Genomic DNA, 16,170 nt, shown 5'->3' on the forward strand with positions numbered 1-16,170 from the left:
ATTCCTCGCGATTCCAATGTCATATGCCGTAGGCGTGATTTGCCGCGGCATGATTGCCGTTGCTCAGTTCGTCGAGCCGCGCCTTTCGCTCTGCCAGCAGACCGAGATAATGCATGGCGATGATCGATCCGGCGATCGCCGTTATATCGGCATGATCGTAGGCCGGCGCAACCTCCACGATGTCGGCGCCGACGATGTCGATCTGGCCGAGTTGGCGCAGTGTCGACAGCATCTTGGCCGAGGAGGGGCCGCCTGCCACCGGCGTGCCGGTGCCCGGCGCGAAGGCCGGGTCGAGACAGTCGATGTCAAAGGTGAGATAGGTCTTCTTGCCACCGGTGCGCTCGACGATCGCATAGGCGATATCGGAGGCGCGCATCTCCTCGACCTCGTGGCCGTAGAGGATCTTGATGCCGAACGTGTCGGGTGCATGCGTGCGGATGCCGACCTGGATCGAGCGATCGGGGTCGATGATCCCCTCCTTCACCGCGCGGGCGACGAAGGAGCCGTGATCGATGCGCTTGCCGTCGTCGGGCCAGGTGTCCTGGTGCGCGTCGAACTGCACGAGCGCCAGCGGCCCGTGGATCGCGGCATGCGCCTTGAGCAGCGGCCAGGTGATGAAATGGTCGCCGCCCAGCGTCAAAAGGAACGCGCCTGATTTCAGGATCTTGGCCGCCTCGCGCTCGATCGTGCCGGGAGTTTTCTGGTGATTGCCGCTGTCGAGCAGGCAATCGCCATAGTCCACCACTGAAAGATGCTCGAAGAGGTCGCGCGAGAATGGATATTGCGGATCGTTGTCGAGGATCGCCGAGGCGCGGCGGATCGCCTGCGGTCCGAAGCGGGCGCCGGGCCGGTTGGTGACGGCGGCGTCGAAGGGAATGCCCCACACAACCGCGTCCGCGCCCTTCACGTCCTTCGTGTATTTGCGCCGCATGAACGACAGCGCGCCGGCATAGGTCGGCTCGAACGACGCGCCCGTCTTGGAGCGGGCGGTGAAGGCGTGGTCGATCTCATTGTTTGCCATTAGGAATCCTCGGTTTCGTCGGGGCAGCCACAACTACAGAACCGGCACGCAACATGCCAGTCACAGCTTGCGGAAACGAAGCGGCGCTCGGCGAGTGCCACGGCAACACAGGATCTGTATCATTATGGCTGAGACAGCCTTGCTCAATCTTGCATCCGCGCCCGCCGCGACCCGTGTCGGCACGACGGCCGGAGAGCGTTTCCTGGTGCTGGATTCCTGGCGCGGCATCTGCGCGCTGCTGGTGGCGCTGTTCCACTTCCCGACCACCTCGATAGTGTCGCAGAGCGCCTTTGTCGGCGGCTCCTATCTGTTCGTCGATTTCTTCTTCGTGCTCTCCGGCTTCGTCATTGCCAGCGCCTATGGCAGCCGGCTCGCCGGGCAGGGCGACCTTGCACGGTTCGCGCTCGTGCGTTTCGGCCGCATCTATCCGTTGCATCTCCTGATGCTCGCCGCCTTCGCCGGCTTCGAGGCGCTGCGGCTCGTGCTGCCGGCGCTTCACGGAACGGGCCCGGCGCCCTTCACCTCAGGCTTCGACCTGAAGAGCCTGGTCGCCAACCTTTTCCTTCTGCAGGGCATGGGCGTTGAGGATCATCTGAGCTGGAATGCGCCGAGCTGGAGCATTTCGGCCGAGTTCTTCACCTATCTGCTTTTCGCCGCCATCGTCTTCACCGCCGGCCAGCGTGCCTGGATATGGCTCGTTGCCGCAGCCGTGACGGCGCCGCTTTTCCTGCTCGCGGTCTCGACGCGTCATATGGACGTGTCCTTCGATTTCGGCTTCATCCGCTGTCTTTACGGCTTCTCGCTCGGCGCGCTGCTTGCCTGGTTTCAGCACGATTCCATTGCAGAGGCGCGACAGGCGCTGAGCGGCGGGGCAGGGCGCCTCGCCTGGACGGTGGCCGAGCTGGCGATGATCGTCGTGATCGCGCTGTTCGTTTCGGTGGCGGGAACGAATGACGCCGGCATTGCCGCGCCGATCGTCTTCGCGCTGGCGCTTTATCTCTTTGCCCATGAGGGCGGGTGGGTCAGCTTGGCCTTGCGCAGCCGCCCGATGCTGCTGCTCGGCTCGCTCTCCTATTCGATCTACATGGTCCACATCTTCGTCCAGGCCCGCATGATCAATGTCGGCGGCCTGATCGAACGCAAGCTCGGGCTCGGCATAGTCGGCGACCTGATGCTGCGCGGCGACCATGCGACCGGCTTCGGCACCGGCTCGCCGTGGATCGGCTTCGCGGCTTTGGCCGCGATGTTGATCGCCGTCATTGCCGCGTCGTGGTTCACATGGCGCTTCGTCGAAATGCCGGCGCTGGCCTGGTTCCGCCGCCTCTCCAAGCGGATTTGATCCAAAAACTAGCCGGCTTCGTTCACTGCGCTGTCATGGGCATCGCCTAACCGGGTCCCAACCCGGAACGGAGCGATTCCCCGATGCGAACACGCTGGCTGAGCCTTGCCTTTTCCGCCGCCCTTGCCACCGTTGCGGGGCAAAGCTTAGCCGGTGAAAGCCGCGCCAGCCAGATCCTCGCCCGTTTCGAGCATGCCAACCAGTGGCGTGACCATGTGATGATCGCCGCGCATCGCGCCGGCAGCATGCAGGCCGGCAAGACGCTTTACGCCGAGAATTCGCTGGCCGCGGTCGAGGGCTCGATCGCGATCGGCGCCGAGATCGTCGAGGTCGACGTCCGGCGCGCGAAAGACGGCGAATTCGTCATCATGCATGACAGCTGGCTCGACCGCACGACCACGTGCAAGGGCGAGGTGGTGAAATACACGCTGGCCGAGCTTAAGAAATGCCGTCTGGTCGTCGAGGGCACGGGCGCCGTCACTAAAGAGACCGTGTCGACACTGCGCGAGATGCTGCTGACGACCAGGGACAGGATCCTGATCAACCTCGATAACAAGCTGGAGATGACCGACCTGCCTGGCATGGTCGCGGAGGCGCGCGATCTCGGCATGGCCGATCAGGTGATCGTCAAGGAGAACCTCTGGAACCGGCAGCGCATCGATGCCGCGAGCGCGGCACTTACCCGGGCCGGCGGCGGCTTCCAGTTCATGCCGATCCTTGCCGACGACGCCGTGCATGATGCAGTTTTCGCCAGCGAGGTCGACAAGGCCTTCGCGCCGCGCGCCGTCGAATTGATCACTTGGCGCAACGGCGCCGAGACGCTGACATCGACCGGCGGGCCGCTATTCAGCACCCGCATGCGGGCGGAAGCGGCGCGGGGCGACTGGCACCTCTGGGCCGACACCTACGCCGTCGTCAACAAGCCGGGCGGCTTCCTCGCCGGGGGGCGCGGCGACGAGCTTGCCGTCGCCGCCAGCCTGCCGCGCGAAGCCTGGGGTTTCTGGGTCGACCGCGGCGCCACCATCATCCAGACCGACGAGCCGAAGGCGGCAATCGCGTGGCTGACGGCCAATGGTTATCGCGTGCCTTACACGACGGACGGCAGGACTGCTGAGCCGGCGCATACGGCGAGCATCAATTAGCTGGCGTTGGCGCTGGAGCTGCCAATCTCCCCCTTGTGGGGGAGATGCCCGGCAGGGCAGAGGGGGGCGCTGTCCCGCCGGCGTAACGGTGCTTGGGTTCCTCGCCCCCGCCAAAGGTGGGGGAGAGGTGTCCGCAAAGCGGACGGAGAGGGGGCCTTCGTAGGGCGCTCCCCTCTCCGTCTCGGCTTCGCCGAGCCACCTCTCCCCACATTCGTGAGGCGAGGAACCTTGATCCTGCAGCGCCGCGTTCCTTCACGCCCCCCTCTGGCCTGCCGGCCATCTCCCCCACAAGGGGGAGATCAGCTAATCGTCCATCACGCCGCTTTCGCCACACCCTCCAGCTCCCGCAGCACATCTCCCGACAGCTCGAGCTCCGCCGCCGCTAGATTCTCGCGCAGATGCTCGACCGACGACGTGCCAGGGATAAGCAGGATGTTGGGCGAACGCTGCAGCAGCCATGCCAACGCAACCTGCATCGGCGTCGCACCGAGCCGTTCCGCGACGTCCGAGAGCGTCGACGACTGCAGCGGGCTGAAGCCGCCGAGCGGGAAGAACGGCACATAGGCGATACCGTCGCGCGCGAGCTCATCGATCAGCGCGTCGTCGTCCCTGTGCGCGAGATTGTACTGGTTCTGCACGCAGACGATGTCGCAGATCTTGCGGCCTTCCGCGATCTGCGCGCGGGTGACGTTGCTCAAGCCGATATGGCGCACGAGGCCCTTGCGCTGAAGCTCGGCAAGCTTGGTGACCTGCGCTTCGATGGAGCCCTCCGCTGGACCGTGTACCCCGAACATGATGCGCAGATTGACGACGTCCATCACCTCGAGGCCAAGGTTGCGAAGATTATCGTGCACGGCCTGTTCGAGCTCATCAGCTGTAAAAGCCGGCAGCCAGGAGGCGTCTTCCCCACGACGGGCGCCGATCTTGGTGACGATGGTGAGGTTGTCGGGGTAGGGCGCCAACGCCTCGCGGATCAGCTTGTTGGTGACATAAGGCCCGTAGTAGTCGCTGGTGTCGATATGGTTCACACCTTGCGACACCGCTTCGCGCAGCACTGCAATCGCCGCGTCATGATCTTTCGGCGGGCCGAACACGCCTTTGCCCGCAAGCTGCATGGCGCCATAGCCGAGGCGATGCACTGAGCGGTCGCCGAGTTTATAAGTACCGGATTTGTCTACACTGGACATTGTTGCTCTCCTTCGCTGTCGGCGAGGGAGATAAGGGATGGCTGCTGTCCTGATAACCGGGTATAACCGGCACGACCTGTGCGGAAATAAGAACAATGGCGGCTGATCTCAACGATCTCCAGGCATTCATGGCCGTCGCTCGCGCCGGCGGCTTTCGCGAAGCGGCCCGCGTGACTGCAGGCAGCGCCTCAGTGCTCAGCGAAGCCGTCCGCCGTCTGGAAACCCAACTTGGTGTGCGGCTCTTCAATCGCACCACGCGCAGTGTTGCACTGACCGAGGCAGGCGCCAGCCTGCTGGCGCGTCTCGGCCCCGCGCTGGGCGAGGTGGAGGCCGCGCTCGACGTCGTGAACGGCTTTCGTGACCGGCCTGCCGGCACCTTGCGTCTCAACGTGCCGATAAGCGCGTCGCGGCTGGTGCTGCCGAAGATTGTTCCGGGATTTCTCGCTGCATATCCGGCCATCCGGCTGGAGGTGATCGCGGAGGAGAACTTTGTCGACCTGCTGGTGGCCGGCTGCGATGCTGGCATCCGCTATGACGAACGGCTGGAGCAGGACATGATCGCCGTGCCGATCGGGCCGCGCACGCAGCGTTTCACCACCTCGGCCGCGCCAGCCTATCTCGATCGGCACGGCCGGCCGCAACACCCGCGTGACCTGCTTGGGCACGCGTGCGTGCGCGGCCGCTTCCCGAGCGGGGTCATGACGCCCTGGGAGTTCGAACGGAATGGTGAAGTGGTGCGGGTCGATACCACGGGACCATTGCTTGTCAGCATTGGCGGCGGCGTCGATCTCGCTATCGATGCGGCGATCGCCGGGGTCGGCATTCTCTGGCTCTTCGAGGACTGGGTACGCCCGCATTTCGAGAGCGGCGCGCTGGAACCTGTGCTGGAACCGTGGTGGCAGGAATTCTCCGGGCCATTTCTCTACTATCCCGGGCGGCGGCTAGTGCCGGCCCCGCTGCGCGCCTTCATCGACTACATCAGGACGCCGGCCGGGCACTGGTAAGAAAAACAAAAAGGCCGCCCGGAGGCGGCCTTTTCGAAATGCTTGGACTTCGCGGCGCTTAGCGCTTCGAGAACTTGCCCCCAAGCGCTCCTTAGCGCTTCGAGAACTGGAAGCTGCGGCGGGCCTTCGCCTTGCCGTACTTCTTGCGCTCGACCACGCGGCTGTCGCGGGTCAGGAAGCCGCCCTTCTTGAGCACCGAGCGCAGGCCCGGCTCGTAGTAGGTCAGCGCCTTGGAGATGCCGTGACGCACCGCACCCGCCTGGCCGGAGAGGCCGCCGCCGATGACGGTGGCGACGATGTCGTACTGGCCGGCGCGGTTGGCCGCGACGATCGGCTGGTTGAGGATCATCTGCAGCACCGGACGCGCGAAATAGCTCGCGAATTCCTTGTCGTTGACGGTGATCTTGCCGGAGCCCGGCTTCACCCAGACGCGCGCGATGGCGTTCTTGCGCTTGCCGGTGGCATAGGCGCGGCCCGACTTGTCGAGCTTCTGGACATGCACGGGCGCGGCCGGCTGCGCGGCGACTGTGCCGAGTTCTGCGAGCGAGGAAAGCTCAGCCATTACGAGGCCCTCTTGTTCTTGGAGTTCAGCTTGGCCACGTCGAGCGTGACGGGCTGCTGGGCGGTGTGCGGATGCTCGGCGCCGGCATAGACGCGGAGATTCTTCATCTGCCGGCGGCCAAGCGGGCCGCGCGGGATCATGCGCTCGACGGCCTTCTCGACGACACGCTCGGGGAAACGGCCCTCGAGCAGCTGGCGCGCGGTGCGCTCCTTGATGCCGCCGGGGTGGCCGGTGTGCCAGTAATAGACCTTGTCAGTGTATTTCTTGCCGGTGAACACCACCTTGTCGGCATTGATGACGATGACATTGTCGCCGTCATCGACATGCGGGGTGAAGGTGGGCTTGTGCTTGCCGCGCAGATGGTTGGCGATGACAGTGGCCAGACGACCGACGACGAGACCTTCGGCGTCGATCAGCACCCACTTCTTCACCACATCCGCAGGCTTCTGCGAAAAGGTAGCCATGTTTTGCTCTCAGGTTTGACCTTTCCCGTCCAGGAGGGACAGAGAAGGCGTTTCTTGTTGCTTGGATTGACGGGATGACCGGAGCCGCTCCGCCAATAACAAAACGGCGGCCTTTGCGGGCCGCTGCTTCGGGTCGGCTTATAGGCGAGGGTGTTTGGCGCGTCAAGCGTCGGTTACGGTTTATGGTCGCGAAAAGCCGTTTAAATTCAATAGCTAAGGTAGAAGGTATTATTTTACCTCACACCTATTTGTCAAAATAGCTCTCTTTCGTTCACCGCCGCCCGGTCACGGCGACAAGGAGAAGCTTGACGCCGATCGCGATCATCAAGGCTCCTGCCAGCCTTTCTTGCCAAACGACGAACGTGCCTCGGCGCCCCAGCCAGCCGCCAACCGCACCGGAGGTCAACGCGACGGCGCTGAGGACGACCAGTCCCATCATCTTCATGGTCGTACCGAGAATGATGAACTGCAGTGCAGGCGAACCGACCCAGGGATGAACGAATTGCGGCAGCACCGCCAGCATGAAAGCGAGCGTCGTCGGATTGGTGAGATTGCAGATCACGCCTTGCCGGAAAGCGGCTGGGATACTGCTCGTCTCGGCAAAGGTAGACGCACCGCCACCTTTGCCCGACCGACGGGCCAACAGGAATTTGATCCCGATGGCGATCAGATAGATGGCGCCGACGATCTGAAGGAGGCTGTAAAGAGATGGGGAGGATGTGATCAGCGAGGCAAGCCCCATTGCCAGTAATGGAATCTGGACGACGCCGGCCGATACGCAGCCCGCTGCAGTCGCCAGGGCGTGGCGCCAGCCTTGCCCGACGCCGCGGCTGATCACCAGCATCATGTCCGGACCGACACCAGAAAGCTGATAGGCGAGCACGGCGCCGAGAAAGGCAAGATAGGTCGTAACATCGGGCATGCCGCAGAACGAACCTATCGACTGGGAGTTCCGGCAAGACGTCAGGCCGGCTTGTCGCTTATTCGCTTCCTCGGGATCGAATAGGTGCCGGTGGCGTGCGCGACAGTGTGTCCGTCCGGGCCCGCGACAATATCGATATCGAACACCATCAGGCTCTTGCCAAGCTTCAGGATACGGCAATGGCCATCTATCGGACCGGCTTCGGCCTTGCGCATGAAATTGATGTCGAGATTGACCGTCACCGAAAGCGCGTCCGGGCCGGCGTGGCTGAGCACGCAGACATAGCCGCCGATGTCGGCCAGCGTGAACAGCGCCGGACCGGATACCGTGCCGCCGGGGCGCAGATGCCGCTCGTCGGCATTCAGCCGCACTGTGCAGCCGCCCGGAAAAACGTCGATCGCCTCATAGGAGGTGAAATTGTCGTTGAGCTGCGGATAGACGCTTGCCATCAGTGCATTGACTTCCGCCGCGTTGAGCATTGGCTTCAGATCGCTTTGGGCTGGCATCGGCGCGTCCTATATGAATGAGCAGCTCCGGGCGGTGCGCCTGGACCAAACGGTGCGACGGAGAAAACACGTCTCGCGGCTGTTCTTCAACCGGCAGCGTGCTAGTTCTGTTGCTCCATAAGCATGAGGTTTTTGAAAGTGGCCGAAGTCGTCGCCATCAAGCCCGCCGTCGCCGACGGTCCTGTTCTTGTCAGCCAGGACAAGGGCATCCTGCGCCTCACGCTCGCCAGCCCGCCGGCCAATGCGTTGTCGCTGGCGACCATGGCGGCGCTGCAGGCCGAATTCGATCGCGTTAAGACCGACAGATCCGTGCGCGTCATCATCCTGGCGGCGTCGGGAAAAGTGTTCTGTGCCGGCCATGACCTCAAGGAGATGACGGCACATCGCGCCGAGCCGGATCGGGGCAAGGCCTTCTTCGAAAGGACCTTCGCGGCTTGCGCGAAATTGATGCAGACCATCGTGCGCCACCCGAAGCCGGTGATCGCTGAGGTCGACGGCCTCGCGACAGCCGCCGGCCTGCAACTGGTCGCCAGCTGCGACCTTGCCATCGCCTCGCATGAGGCGAGTTTCTGCACGCCTGGCGTCAATATCGGCCTGTTCTGCTCGACGCCGATGGTGGCGCTGTCGCGCAACGTCTCACGCAAGCAGGCGATGGAAATGCTGCTCACCGGCGAGACGATCGACGCGGCGACCGCCAAGGAGTTCGGGCTGATCAACCGCATCGTGCCGCGCGAATATCTGATTCAGGTTGTCAACAAATACGCGCAAACCATTGCATCCAAATCCTCTTTGGTGATCAAAACCGGCAAGGAGGCTTTCTATGCCCAGGCCGAAATGGGGTTGGCCGACGCTTATGCCCATACCGGCCGCGTGATGGTGGAAAACATGCTGGCGCGCGACGCCGAGGAAGGCATCGGTGCCTTCATCGGCAAGCGCAAGCCCGAATGGACCGACGAATAGTTCTTCCGCATGCCCGGCTTTTCTATCGCTGAACACGCCCGCACGCGCGCTCTACGCCTCTCTCGGCTTCAACCGCGAACTCTATCGCTACCATTACCGCAGGAAGACCATCGCAGCATGAATCACGATAGCTACGACAACAGCTACATCGCCGGCATCCTGAATTCGGTGAAGACGATCGCAATGGTCGGCGCTTCGCCCAACGATGTGCGGCCAAGCTACTTCGTGCTGAAATATCTTTTAGCCAAGGGCTTTTCGGTGCTCCCGATCAATCCCGGTCATGCCGGGAAGCAGATCCTCGGACAGACGGTCTATGCGAGCCTCGAAGATCTGCCGCATCCGGTCGACATGGTCGATATTTTTCGAGGCTCGGCGGCCGTGCCTGGCGTCGTCGACCAGGTGCTGAAGCTCGATCCGCTGCCCAAGGTCGTCTGGATGCAGCTTGGCGTGCGCAACGATGAGGCGGCTGCCCGCGCCGAAGCCGTCGGCATCAAGGTGGTGATGAACCGCTGCCCGAAGATCGAATACGGCAAGCTATCCGGCGAGATCGGCTGGACCGGCGTCAACTCCGGCGTGCTGTCGTCGAAAAAACCTGTGATGCGCCAGGGATTTCAGAGCTTCGGCGTAAGACAGAAATAAGCATGCGGTAGTTCGCGCAAAATTATTCCGGGACGAAATGGATTTTCCCGGGCGTTCGTCGCAGATCGCGCCCCGAACGGTATTTTCTTCTTTGCATTCCCGGCCGCGCTTCGCCAAGAATGCCCGGCGATTTTCGAACGTTAGGAGAGGGATTTCGATGACCCGTACGCCTGGTTTCAGCACTTTAGCCGTTCATGCAGGCGCAAAGCCCGATCCGGCGACCGGCGCCCGCGCCACGCCGATCTACCAGACCACCTCCTTCGTCTTCGACGACGCCGACCATGCCGCCTCGCTGTTCGGGCTGAAGGCCTTCGGCAACATCTACACGCGTATCATGAATCCGACCCAAGCGGTTCTCGAGGAACGCGTCGCGGCGCTCGAAGGCGGCACCGCAGCACTTGCCGTCGCCTCGGGCCACGCCGCGCAGGTCATCGTCTTCCACAATCTGATGCAGCCGGGCGACAACTTCGTCGCTGCCAACAAGCTTTATGGCGGCTCGATCAACCAGTTCGGCCATGCCTTCAAGAACTTCGGCTGGGAAGTTCGCTGGGCAGAGGCAAACGACCCTGCGACTTTCGAGAGCCAGATCGACGACAGGACCAAGGCGATATTCATCGAGAGCCTTGCCAACCCTGGCGGCGTCTTCGTCGACATCGAGAAGATCGGCGATATTGCCCGCAAGCACGGCCTGCCGCTGATCGTCGATAACACGCTGGCCTCGCCGTATCTGGTCCGGCCCATCGAGCACGGCGCCGACATCGTCGTGCACTCGCTGACCAAGTTCATCGGCGGCCACGGCAATTCGATCGGCGGCGTCATCGTCGATGGCGGCACCTTCGACTGGTCGAAGTCCGGCAAATACCCGATGCTGTCGGAGCCGCGCCCTGAATATGGCGGCCTCGTCCTGCACGAGACTTTCGGCAACTTCGCCTTCGCGATTGCCGCCCGCGTGCTTGGTCTGCGCGACATCGGCCCGGCGATCTCGCCCTTCAACGCCTTCCTGATCCTGACCGGCCTGGAAACGCTGCCGCTGCGCATGCAGCGTCATTGCGACAATGCCGCGAGCGTTGCCGGCTGGCTGTCGAACCATCCGAAGGTAGCCTGGGTGAACTATCCCGGCCTTCCAGGCGACAAGAACAACGCGCTGCAGAAGAAATATTCGCCGCAGGGCGCAGGCGCAGTGTTCACCTTCGGCCTCAAGGGTGGCTACGAGGCCGGCATCAAATTCGTCGAGGCGCTCGAACTGTTCTCACACCTCGCCAATGTCGGCGACACCAAATCGCTGGTCATTCATCCGGCCTCGACCACGCACCGCCAGCTTTCCGACGAGCAGAAGGTCAAGGCCGGCGCCGGACCTGACACCGTCCGCCTTTCGGTCGGCATCGAGGACGTCAACGACATCGTTGCCGATCTCGAGCAGGCGCTCGGCAAGGTCTGATATGTCGGCCTTTCTTGCGCTCAACACGGATGCGGTCGAACCGGAGGCCGGCGCGCCGCCGCCGGACCGGGTGATTTCGGGTGATCCCAAATTCCGCACCTGGAATGTCGAGGAGGGCGACGGCGGCCTCTATGCCGGCGTCTGGGAAGCGACGCGGGGCAAATGGCGCATCGTCTACGACGAATGGGAGTTCTGCCACATCCTGTCCGGCGTCTCGGTGATCGCCGAGGATGGCGGCGAGGCGCGCACCGTGCGGGCCGGCGACAGTTTCGTGCTGAGGCCAGGGTTCAAGGGCACATGGGAAGTGCTCGAGACGACGCGCAAAGAATACGTGATCCGGCTCTGAATGCTTCCAGCAATCAAAGCAGCCGATCGACATCGTCGTCGGAAAAGCCGTATTTGCTCATGATCTCCCGGTGCCATGCACTTCCGAGCAGATCGCCGAGACATTGATCGACGCGCCGGCGCAGCGCGTCGTTGCCCTTGGCGAGGGCGAAAGCGCCTGCCGCAGGCTGCTTTTCAAAGGCCGGGATGTCGATGACGGCAAGCCGTGCGCCGGTCCGTCCGTTGACATAGCCGCGATGCGCCATGGCGACGCTGGCATACGCATCGGCATGGCCTGCCGCAACGGCTTCGGCTGCTTCGGCCTGCGTGGCGAATATCCTGATCCGCTGGGGCGGAACGCCGTTCTGCAGCGCGGTCTGGTGCTGGATCTGGCCCGATATAACTGCGAGCACGGCGGAAGGATGTTGGGCGACGGAGCGATAGCCGTTCAGCTCCAGCGGATTGCCTTTGGCGACCATCAACCCGTCCGGCAGTGACCAGATCGGCCGCGAGAAGTCCACGAGCGTGCTGCGCTCCTCGGAGATGAACAGGCCAGTCGTCATGTCCCAGCGGCCGTCCACCAAACCGGGGAGCAGTTCGGCGAATTCCGCCTCGATCGGCGAGAAGTTCTCCAGGTCAACCATCTGCCAAACTTTCTCGGCGAGCACCGCGTCGCAACCGCCGAGCTTGCCCGCGGCATCGGTGAAGCAGAAGGGTGGCTCTTGCAGGAAGGCGAATCTCATTTCTGAATTCCGAATGACAATTTCAGCTGTTCGAGTCGCATCGTCCGCCGGTCAAAAGGTGACGGCGACCCGTTCCAGCCCGTGAAAATGGTAAGTGTCGCGGAAGCGCGGTGTCTCCGCTAAGCGTAAGTTGGGCAGCCGATCGAACAGCGTCTTCAGCGACACCTGCAGCTCCAGCCTGGCCAGCGGCGCGCCGATGCAGAAATGGATGCCGGCGCCGAAGGAAACATTCTTCTGGTCCGTGCGGGCCGGATTGAAGGTGTCGGGCTCGGCAAAGGCAAGCGGATCGTGGTTCGCCATGCCGAGCAGCAGCGCCACCATCTCCCCGGGCTTGACCAGGATGCCTGGCGAAACCTCCATCTCCTCATAGGCATAGCGCAGAAACATATGCAGCGGCGGGTCGTAGCGCAGGCATTCCTCGACCGTCGCGACATTCGCCTCCGGTGTCGCAAAGAAGCGGCGCGGATCGCCGCCTTGCGCGAGGATCGAGCGCACCGCATTGCCGGTCTGGTGCACGGTCGCTTCATGGCCGGCATTGAGAAGCAGGATCGCTGAGGAAACCAGCTCGTCTTCCGAAAGCTTCTGGCCGTTGTCCTGGGCTTCGATGAGCAGCGACAGCAGGTCGTCGCCGGGTTTCTTGCGCCGCTCCGCAATATAGCCCCGCAGGAAGTCGGAAAAATCGCGCGCGGCGTGGTTCGCCGTCTCCTCGGTCTCGCGCGTGCGGCCATGCATGTACATGGCGACCATCCAATGCGACCAGTCGAGCAGTTGCGGCCCCATCTCCACCGGTACGCCGAGCATTTCCGCAATGATGGTGATCGGCAAAGGCGAGGCGTAGGCGGGCAGAAGGTCGATGCCGCTTGGCTCGAAGCGGTCGACCAGCTCGTTGGCCAAAACCTCGATGCGTGGCCTGAGCCGCTCGATCTGACGTGAGACGAAGGCGCGATTGACCAGCGTTCTGAGCCGCGTATGCACCGGCGGCTCGAGCTCCAGCAGGGAATTGGCCTCGATCGCGTCGAAGGCGACGAGATGCGAGCGGTCGTCGCCGACGCCCCGGCTGTCGGGAATCCCCGCCGGATTCTGGCGGCCGAAACGGCGGTCGCGCAGCAGACGGTTGACGTCATCGAAGCCGCCAAAGCACCAGAACCCGTAGTCTTCCCAGAAAAACGCGTTGGCAGTGCCGTGCAGGAAGGCGTAGGCCTCATAAGGGTTCTGCACGAAGGCTGGTTCGTGCGGATCGAGATTCAGGCGGCGGCTGGCGAGATCAAACTCGAGATAGGAAGGCATTAAATCGGTCATGCCCGACCATTAGCGCGCCTTGTCAGCCCGATGCCAGACCGTATTTTGGCGCCCGTGAAATCGAACCGTTGAGCCAGATTGCCGGTTTGAAGCGCTGGCCATGCACCGAAATGATGTCGTTGGATATTCGGCTAGCCGCCAGCGTCAGTGGCCCGTCTTCAAGATGCTCGCCACTTTGGCTGCAATCGCCGCGTCGAGCGCCGGCCAGTTCGCGAGCAGCTCGCGCGGAAAGCGATAGGTAAGGCTGAGATCGTCGCCGACCTGGATGTCGCGCTCGCAGGGCGCCAGCGATTCCTCGGCACTCGGGCCGCTCAGGCAGCGGGCGACGAACGGATCCTTGCCGGGACGCTCGGCAACAGCCAACACCTCGTTGAGATAACCTGATTTTTCGCTGAAGGCGTAAACCGTCGTGCCGCCCGGGCCGGGCGTCCCCGGCTTTTCGATCAGAGCGCTGTAGATGGGCGCGAAACGGCCGCTCATGTCGCGCGACATCATCCGCGGCTCGAACGACAGGAAGATGATCTTCCTGGTCGTCGCATGGTTGAAGTCGTCGCGCGCGGCCGTGCTGTAGCCGTCCATCTCGGGATAGCGAAGATAGAGATCGAGCCGCGAGGCGATGCCGTCGCGCCTGGCCTGGTCGAAGCGGATGAAGTTTGCCGGCACGTTGATCAGATTGTTGCCCATGACGATCCGGCGCACCGTCGTGTCATCGGTATAGCCGGCCATGGCAATCGATCGTCCAAGCCATTTGCCGCCGACGCTGATGGCAATCGAAAGCAGCGCCAGCGCCGCGAAGATATAAAAGACCCGCTTCATCAAGGTCGAGTTGACGACCTCGAAGTCAGCGCTCTCGGCAACCTTTGCCTCTCTCATTTGCTCTTCCCCGATCCGCCCACCTGTCCTTCGGCGGCACAGCTTGCGCGGCATGGCTCTTGCAGCGCGGTGGCACGACTGTGCGTTTTCATGGTAAACGGTTGGTAAACATGGATCCCGTTGTGCTTGTTCTTTACGCTTTCGCGGTTGGTCTCACGGCTTGCGGGCTGGCCGGATCGGCCATGGAATTGCTGGCCGGCCGGCGCCTGGCCTTTGCTGAACCCTATGTTTCGCCGGCCCATATCCTGCGTTCGCTCGCGGCAACGGCCTGCGCCGGGCCGTTCATGCTCACCAACGAGGCCTTGGCCGCCCGGCGCGAGGGCCGCATCGGCACGATGGCGTTTTTGTCCTGCGGCTGCACGGCCATTGCCTGGGCGCTGGCGCTAGGCGTCGTCCTCATCGCCATTGCATCCTGGGCGACAGCCAACTTAGGGTCTTTCGAATTCGCTGGTTGAGACGATTCGGAGACGAACAATGCCGGTCTATGCGATCGATGGGAAAGCGCCCGAGTTCGAGGACGCCGATACGAACTGGATCGCGCCCGACGCCACGCTGATCGGCAATATCCGGATCGGCCGCAATGCCGGCTTCTGGTTCGGCGTCGTCGTCCGCGGCGACGGTGAACCGATCATCATCGGTGCCGACACCAATGTGCAGGAACACACGATCATGCACACCGATCCCGGCTTTCCGCTGACCATCGGCAAAGGCTGCACGATCGGCCACCGCGCTCTGCTGCATGGCTGCACGATCGGCGACAACAGCCTGATCGGCATGGGCGCCATCGTGCTGAACGGCGCCAGGATCGGCGACAACTCGCTGGTCGGCGCCGGCGCGCTGGTGACCGAAAACAAGGTGTTTCCGGACAATTCGCTGATCGTCGGCTCGCCCGCCAAGGTGATAAGGACGCTGGACGAAGCGGCGATCGAGCGGCTGCGCGTCTCGGCGGCCCACTACGTGGCCAATGCCAAACGCTTCAAGACCAAGCTCAAGACAGTGTGACGGCGGCAGGCCGCAACTCCGCCTGTCTTCATCCGCGGCGGCTGTTCATCGCCTCGCGCAACAGAAAGACGCCGGCTTCGAAGCCGGCCTGCTCGGCGCCTTCCAGGGCCGTCTCATAGTCGTCGATGCGGGTCCTCAGCGAAGCGTCCGCGCCCGACAGGAGCAGCAGACGGATAGCCTCGGCGTCGCGCCGGGACACCGCGTAGTGCAGGGCGGTCCAGTCGTTCACGCCGCGCATATCCGGGTCGGCGCCATGCGCGAGCAGGATATGGATGACGTCCAACCGGTCCGGCCGTTCCGTCGACAGCGCGGCAATGATCGATGGAAAACCGGCCAGGTCTTCATAATTCGGGTTTGTGCCGGCATCGAGAAGCGCGGTGATGAACGCGGCCGGGCTCCAGTAGATCGCGTATTCCAGCGGATGGCCAAGGCCGAGCTCGAACGGCATCCGCTCGTCGAACCAGCGCGCAGAGCCGCCGAGCGCCTTGCCAAGGCCTTCGAAGTCGCCCGCCTTGAAGGCGTTGTCGATAGCCTTGAAAAGACGGTGTCTTGCGCCGCGATCCTCAGGGACTTCCAGCATCGCCTTCATCCGCAACGAACAAGCCATACTGCTCCCATCCGCCTCGGCGGGGAAGGGCGTGCCGACCATGGCGCTTCGGCAGCGCCGCGCCGATTGGTTGCAGCCGGCGGGCGGCGACCGAAATGGCGGAGCCGGCCCCGGGGACAGGGGCCGGCTCCTAAAACC

At 63.2% G+C, this 16,170-nt stretch carries 19 protein-coding genes; 9 read left to right on the forward strand and 10 right to left on the reverse strand.

Going from position 1 to position 16,170, the window contains the following annotated elements:
• Positions 1-19: 19 nt before the first annotated feature.
• Entirely contained in the window at positions 20-1,021 is a 1,002-nt protein-coding gene (gene speB, locus LB520_RS24180; protein WP_224548273.1) for an agmatinase, read from the reverse strand.
• A 124-nt stretch (positions 1,022-1,145) separates the two neighbouring features.
• Between speB and LB520_RS24185 the strand changes: the two genes are divergently transcribed.
• Entirely contained in the window at positions 1,146-2,360 is a 1,215-nt protein-coding gene (locus tag LB520_RS24185) for an acyltransferase family protein (RefSeq protein WP_224639636.1), read from the forward strand.
• Between the two features lie 83 nt (positions 2,361-2,443).
• On the forward strand, positions 2,444-3,502 hold the full coding sequence (locus tag LB520_RS24190) for a glycerophosphodiester phosphodiesterase family protein (RefSeq protein WP_224639637.1): 1,059 nt from the start codon (positions 2,444-2,446) through the stop codon (positions 3,500-3,502).
• A gap of 314 nt (positions 3,503-3,816) precedes the next feature.
• On the opposite strand, the gene LB520_RS24195 is transcribed toward LB520_RS24190, so the two are convergent.
• A complete protein-coding gene (locus LB520_RS24195) occupies positions 3,817-4,689 on the reverse strand; it encodes an aldo/keto reductase family oxidoreductase (protein WP_224639638.1) in 873 nt (290 codons plus the stop codon).
• 95 nt (positions 4,690-4,784) lie between these two features.
• Between LB520_RS24195 and LB520_RS24200 the strand changes: the two genes are divergently transcribed.
• Positions 4,785-5,693, forward strand: coding sequence for a LysR family transcriptional regulator (locus LB520_RS24200; protein WP_224639639.1), 909 nt, complete (start codon positions 4,785-4,787; stop codon positions 5,691-5,693).
• A 91-nt stretch (positions 5,694-5,784) separates the two neighbouring features.
• Here the strand turns inward: LB520_RS24200 and rpsI are convergent, their stop codons facing one another.
• The 4 genes from rpsI to LB520_RS24220 all read right to left on the reverse strand — a co-directional run bounded on the left by rpsI (position 5,785) and on the right by LB520_RS24220 (position 8,147).
• Complete coding sequence (gene rpsI / locus LB520_RS24205; RefSeq protein WP_040983171.1) at positions 5,785-6,255, reverse strand: 30S ribosomal protein S9; 471 nt, start codon at positions 6,253-6,255, stop codon at positions 5,785-5,787.
• Positions 6,255-6,719 carry a 50S ribosomal protein L13 gene (gene rplM / locus LB520_RS24210; protein WP_040983169.1) on the reverse strand — a complete coding sequence of 155 codons (465 nt, stop codon included), beginning with the start codon at positions 6,717-6,719 and terminating at the stop codon, positions 6,255-6,257. The genes rpsI and rplM overlap by 1 nt, the downstream gene beginning before the upstream one ends.
• 271 nt (positions 6,720-6,990) lie before the next feature.
• Positions 6,991-7,641, reverse strand: a complete 651-nt coding sequence (locus LB520_RS24215) for a LysE family translocator (protein ID WP_224639640.1) — start codon at positions 7,639-7,641, stop codon at positions 6,991-6,993.
• Between the two features lie 41 nt (positions 7,642-7,682).
• Complete coding sequence (locus LB520_RS24220) at positions 7,683-8,147, reverse strand: PaaI family thioesterase (RefSeq protein WP_095767634.1); 465 nt, start codon at positions 8,145-8,147, stop codon at positions 7,683-7,685.
• A gap of 138 nt (positions 8,148-8,285) precedes the next feature.
• Here LB520_RS24220 and LB520_RS24225 point away from each other — a divergent pair, with 138 nt between their 5' ends.
• The 4 genes from LB520_RS24225 (at position 8,286) to LB520_RS24240 (ending at position 11,530) form a co-directional block, all read left to right on the forward strand.
• Complete coding sequence (locus LB520_RS24225) at positions 8,286-9,107, forward strand: enoyl-CoA hydratase (protein WP_224639641.1); 822 nt, start codon at positions 8,286-8,288, stop codon at positions 9,105-9,107.
• A 117-nt stretch (positions 9,108-9,224) separates the two neighbouring features.
• Entirely contained in the window at positions 9,225-9,746 is a 522-nt protein-coding gene (locus tag LB520_RS24230) for a CoA-binding protein (protein WP_224639642.1), read from the forward strand.
• 157 nt (positions 9,747-9,903) lie between these two features.
• On the forward strand, positions 9,904-11,184 hold the full coding sequence (locus LB520_RS24235) for an O-acetylhomoserine aminocarboxypropyltransferase (protein ID WP_224634230.1): 1,281 nt from the start codon (positions 9,904-9,906) through the stop codon (positions 11,182-11,184).
• Between the two features lies 1 nt (position 11,185).
• A complete protein-coding gene (locus LB520_RS24240) occupies positions 11,186-11,530 on the forward strand; it encodes a cupin domain-containing protein (protein ID WP_224639643.1) in 345 nt (114 codons plus the stop codon).
• Between the two features lie 13 nt (positions 11,531-11,543).
• Here the strand turns inward: LB520_RS24240 and LB520_RS24245 are convergent, their stop codons facing one another.
• The 3 genes from LB520_RS24245 to LB520_RS24255 form a co-directional block, all read right to left on the reverse strand.
• The gene (locus tag LB520_RS24245) at positions 11,544-12,251 is read right to left on the reverse strand and encodes a transporter substrate-binding domain-containing protein (protein ID WP_224639644.1); all 708 of its coding nucleotides are present in this window, start codon (positions 12,249-12,251) and stop codon (positions 11,544-11,546) included.
• 51 nt (positions 12,252-12,302) lie between these two features.
• Positions 12,303-13,550: a cytochrome P450 gene (locus tag LB520_RS24250; RefSeq protein ID WP_224639645.1), complete on the reverse strand. Its 1,248-nt coding sequence runs from the start codon at positions 13,548-13,550 to the stop codon at positions 12,303-12,305.
• Between the two features lie 144 nt (positions 13,551-13,694).
• Positions 13,695-14,423 carry a hypothetical protein gene (locus LB520_RS24255; RefSeq protein ID WP_224639646.1) on the reverse strand — a complete coding sequence of 243 codons (729 nt, stop codon included), beginning with the start codon at positions 14,421-14,423 and terminating at the stop codon, positions 13,695-13,697.
• Between the two features lie 122 nt (positions 14,424-14,545).
• Here LB520_RS24255 and LB520_RS24260 point away from each other — a divergent pair, with 122 nt between their 5' ends.
• The gene (locus tag LB520_RS24260; protein WP_411969935.1) at positions 14,546-14,878 is read left to right on the forward strand and encodes a DUF6949 family protein; all 333 of its coding nucleotides are present in this window, start codon (positions 14,546-14,548) and stop codon (positions 14,876-14,878) included.
• A 19-nt stretch (positions 14,879-14,897) separates the two neighbouring features.
• Entirely contained in the window at positions 14,898-15,425 is a 528-nt protein-coding gene (locus LB520_RS24265) for a gamma carbonic anhydrase family protein (protein WP_224639647.1), read from the forward strand.
• Between the two features lie 28 nt (positions 15,426-15,453).
• Here the strand turns inward: LB520_RS24265 and LB520_RS24270 are convergent, their stop codons facing one another.
• Positions 15,454-16,005: an ankyrin repeat domain-containing protein gene (locus LB520_RS24270; protein ID WP_224639648.1), complete on the reverse strand. Its 552-nt coding sequence runs from the start codon at positions 16,003-16,005 to the stop codon at positions 15,454-15,456.
• Positions 16,006-16,170: the final 165 nt, after the last annotated feature.

The sequence above is a fragment of the Mesorhizobium sp. CA12 genome, assembly GCF_020165255.1.
In the GTDB taxonomy this organism is placed as follows: Bacteria; Pseudomonadota; Alphaproteobacteria; order Rhizobiales; family Rhizobiaceae; genus Mesorhizobium.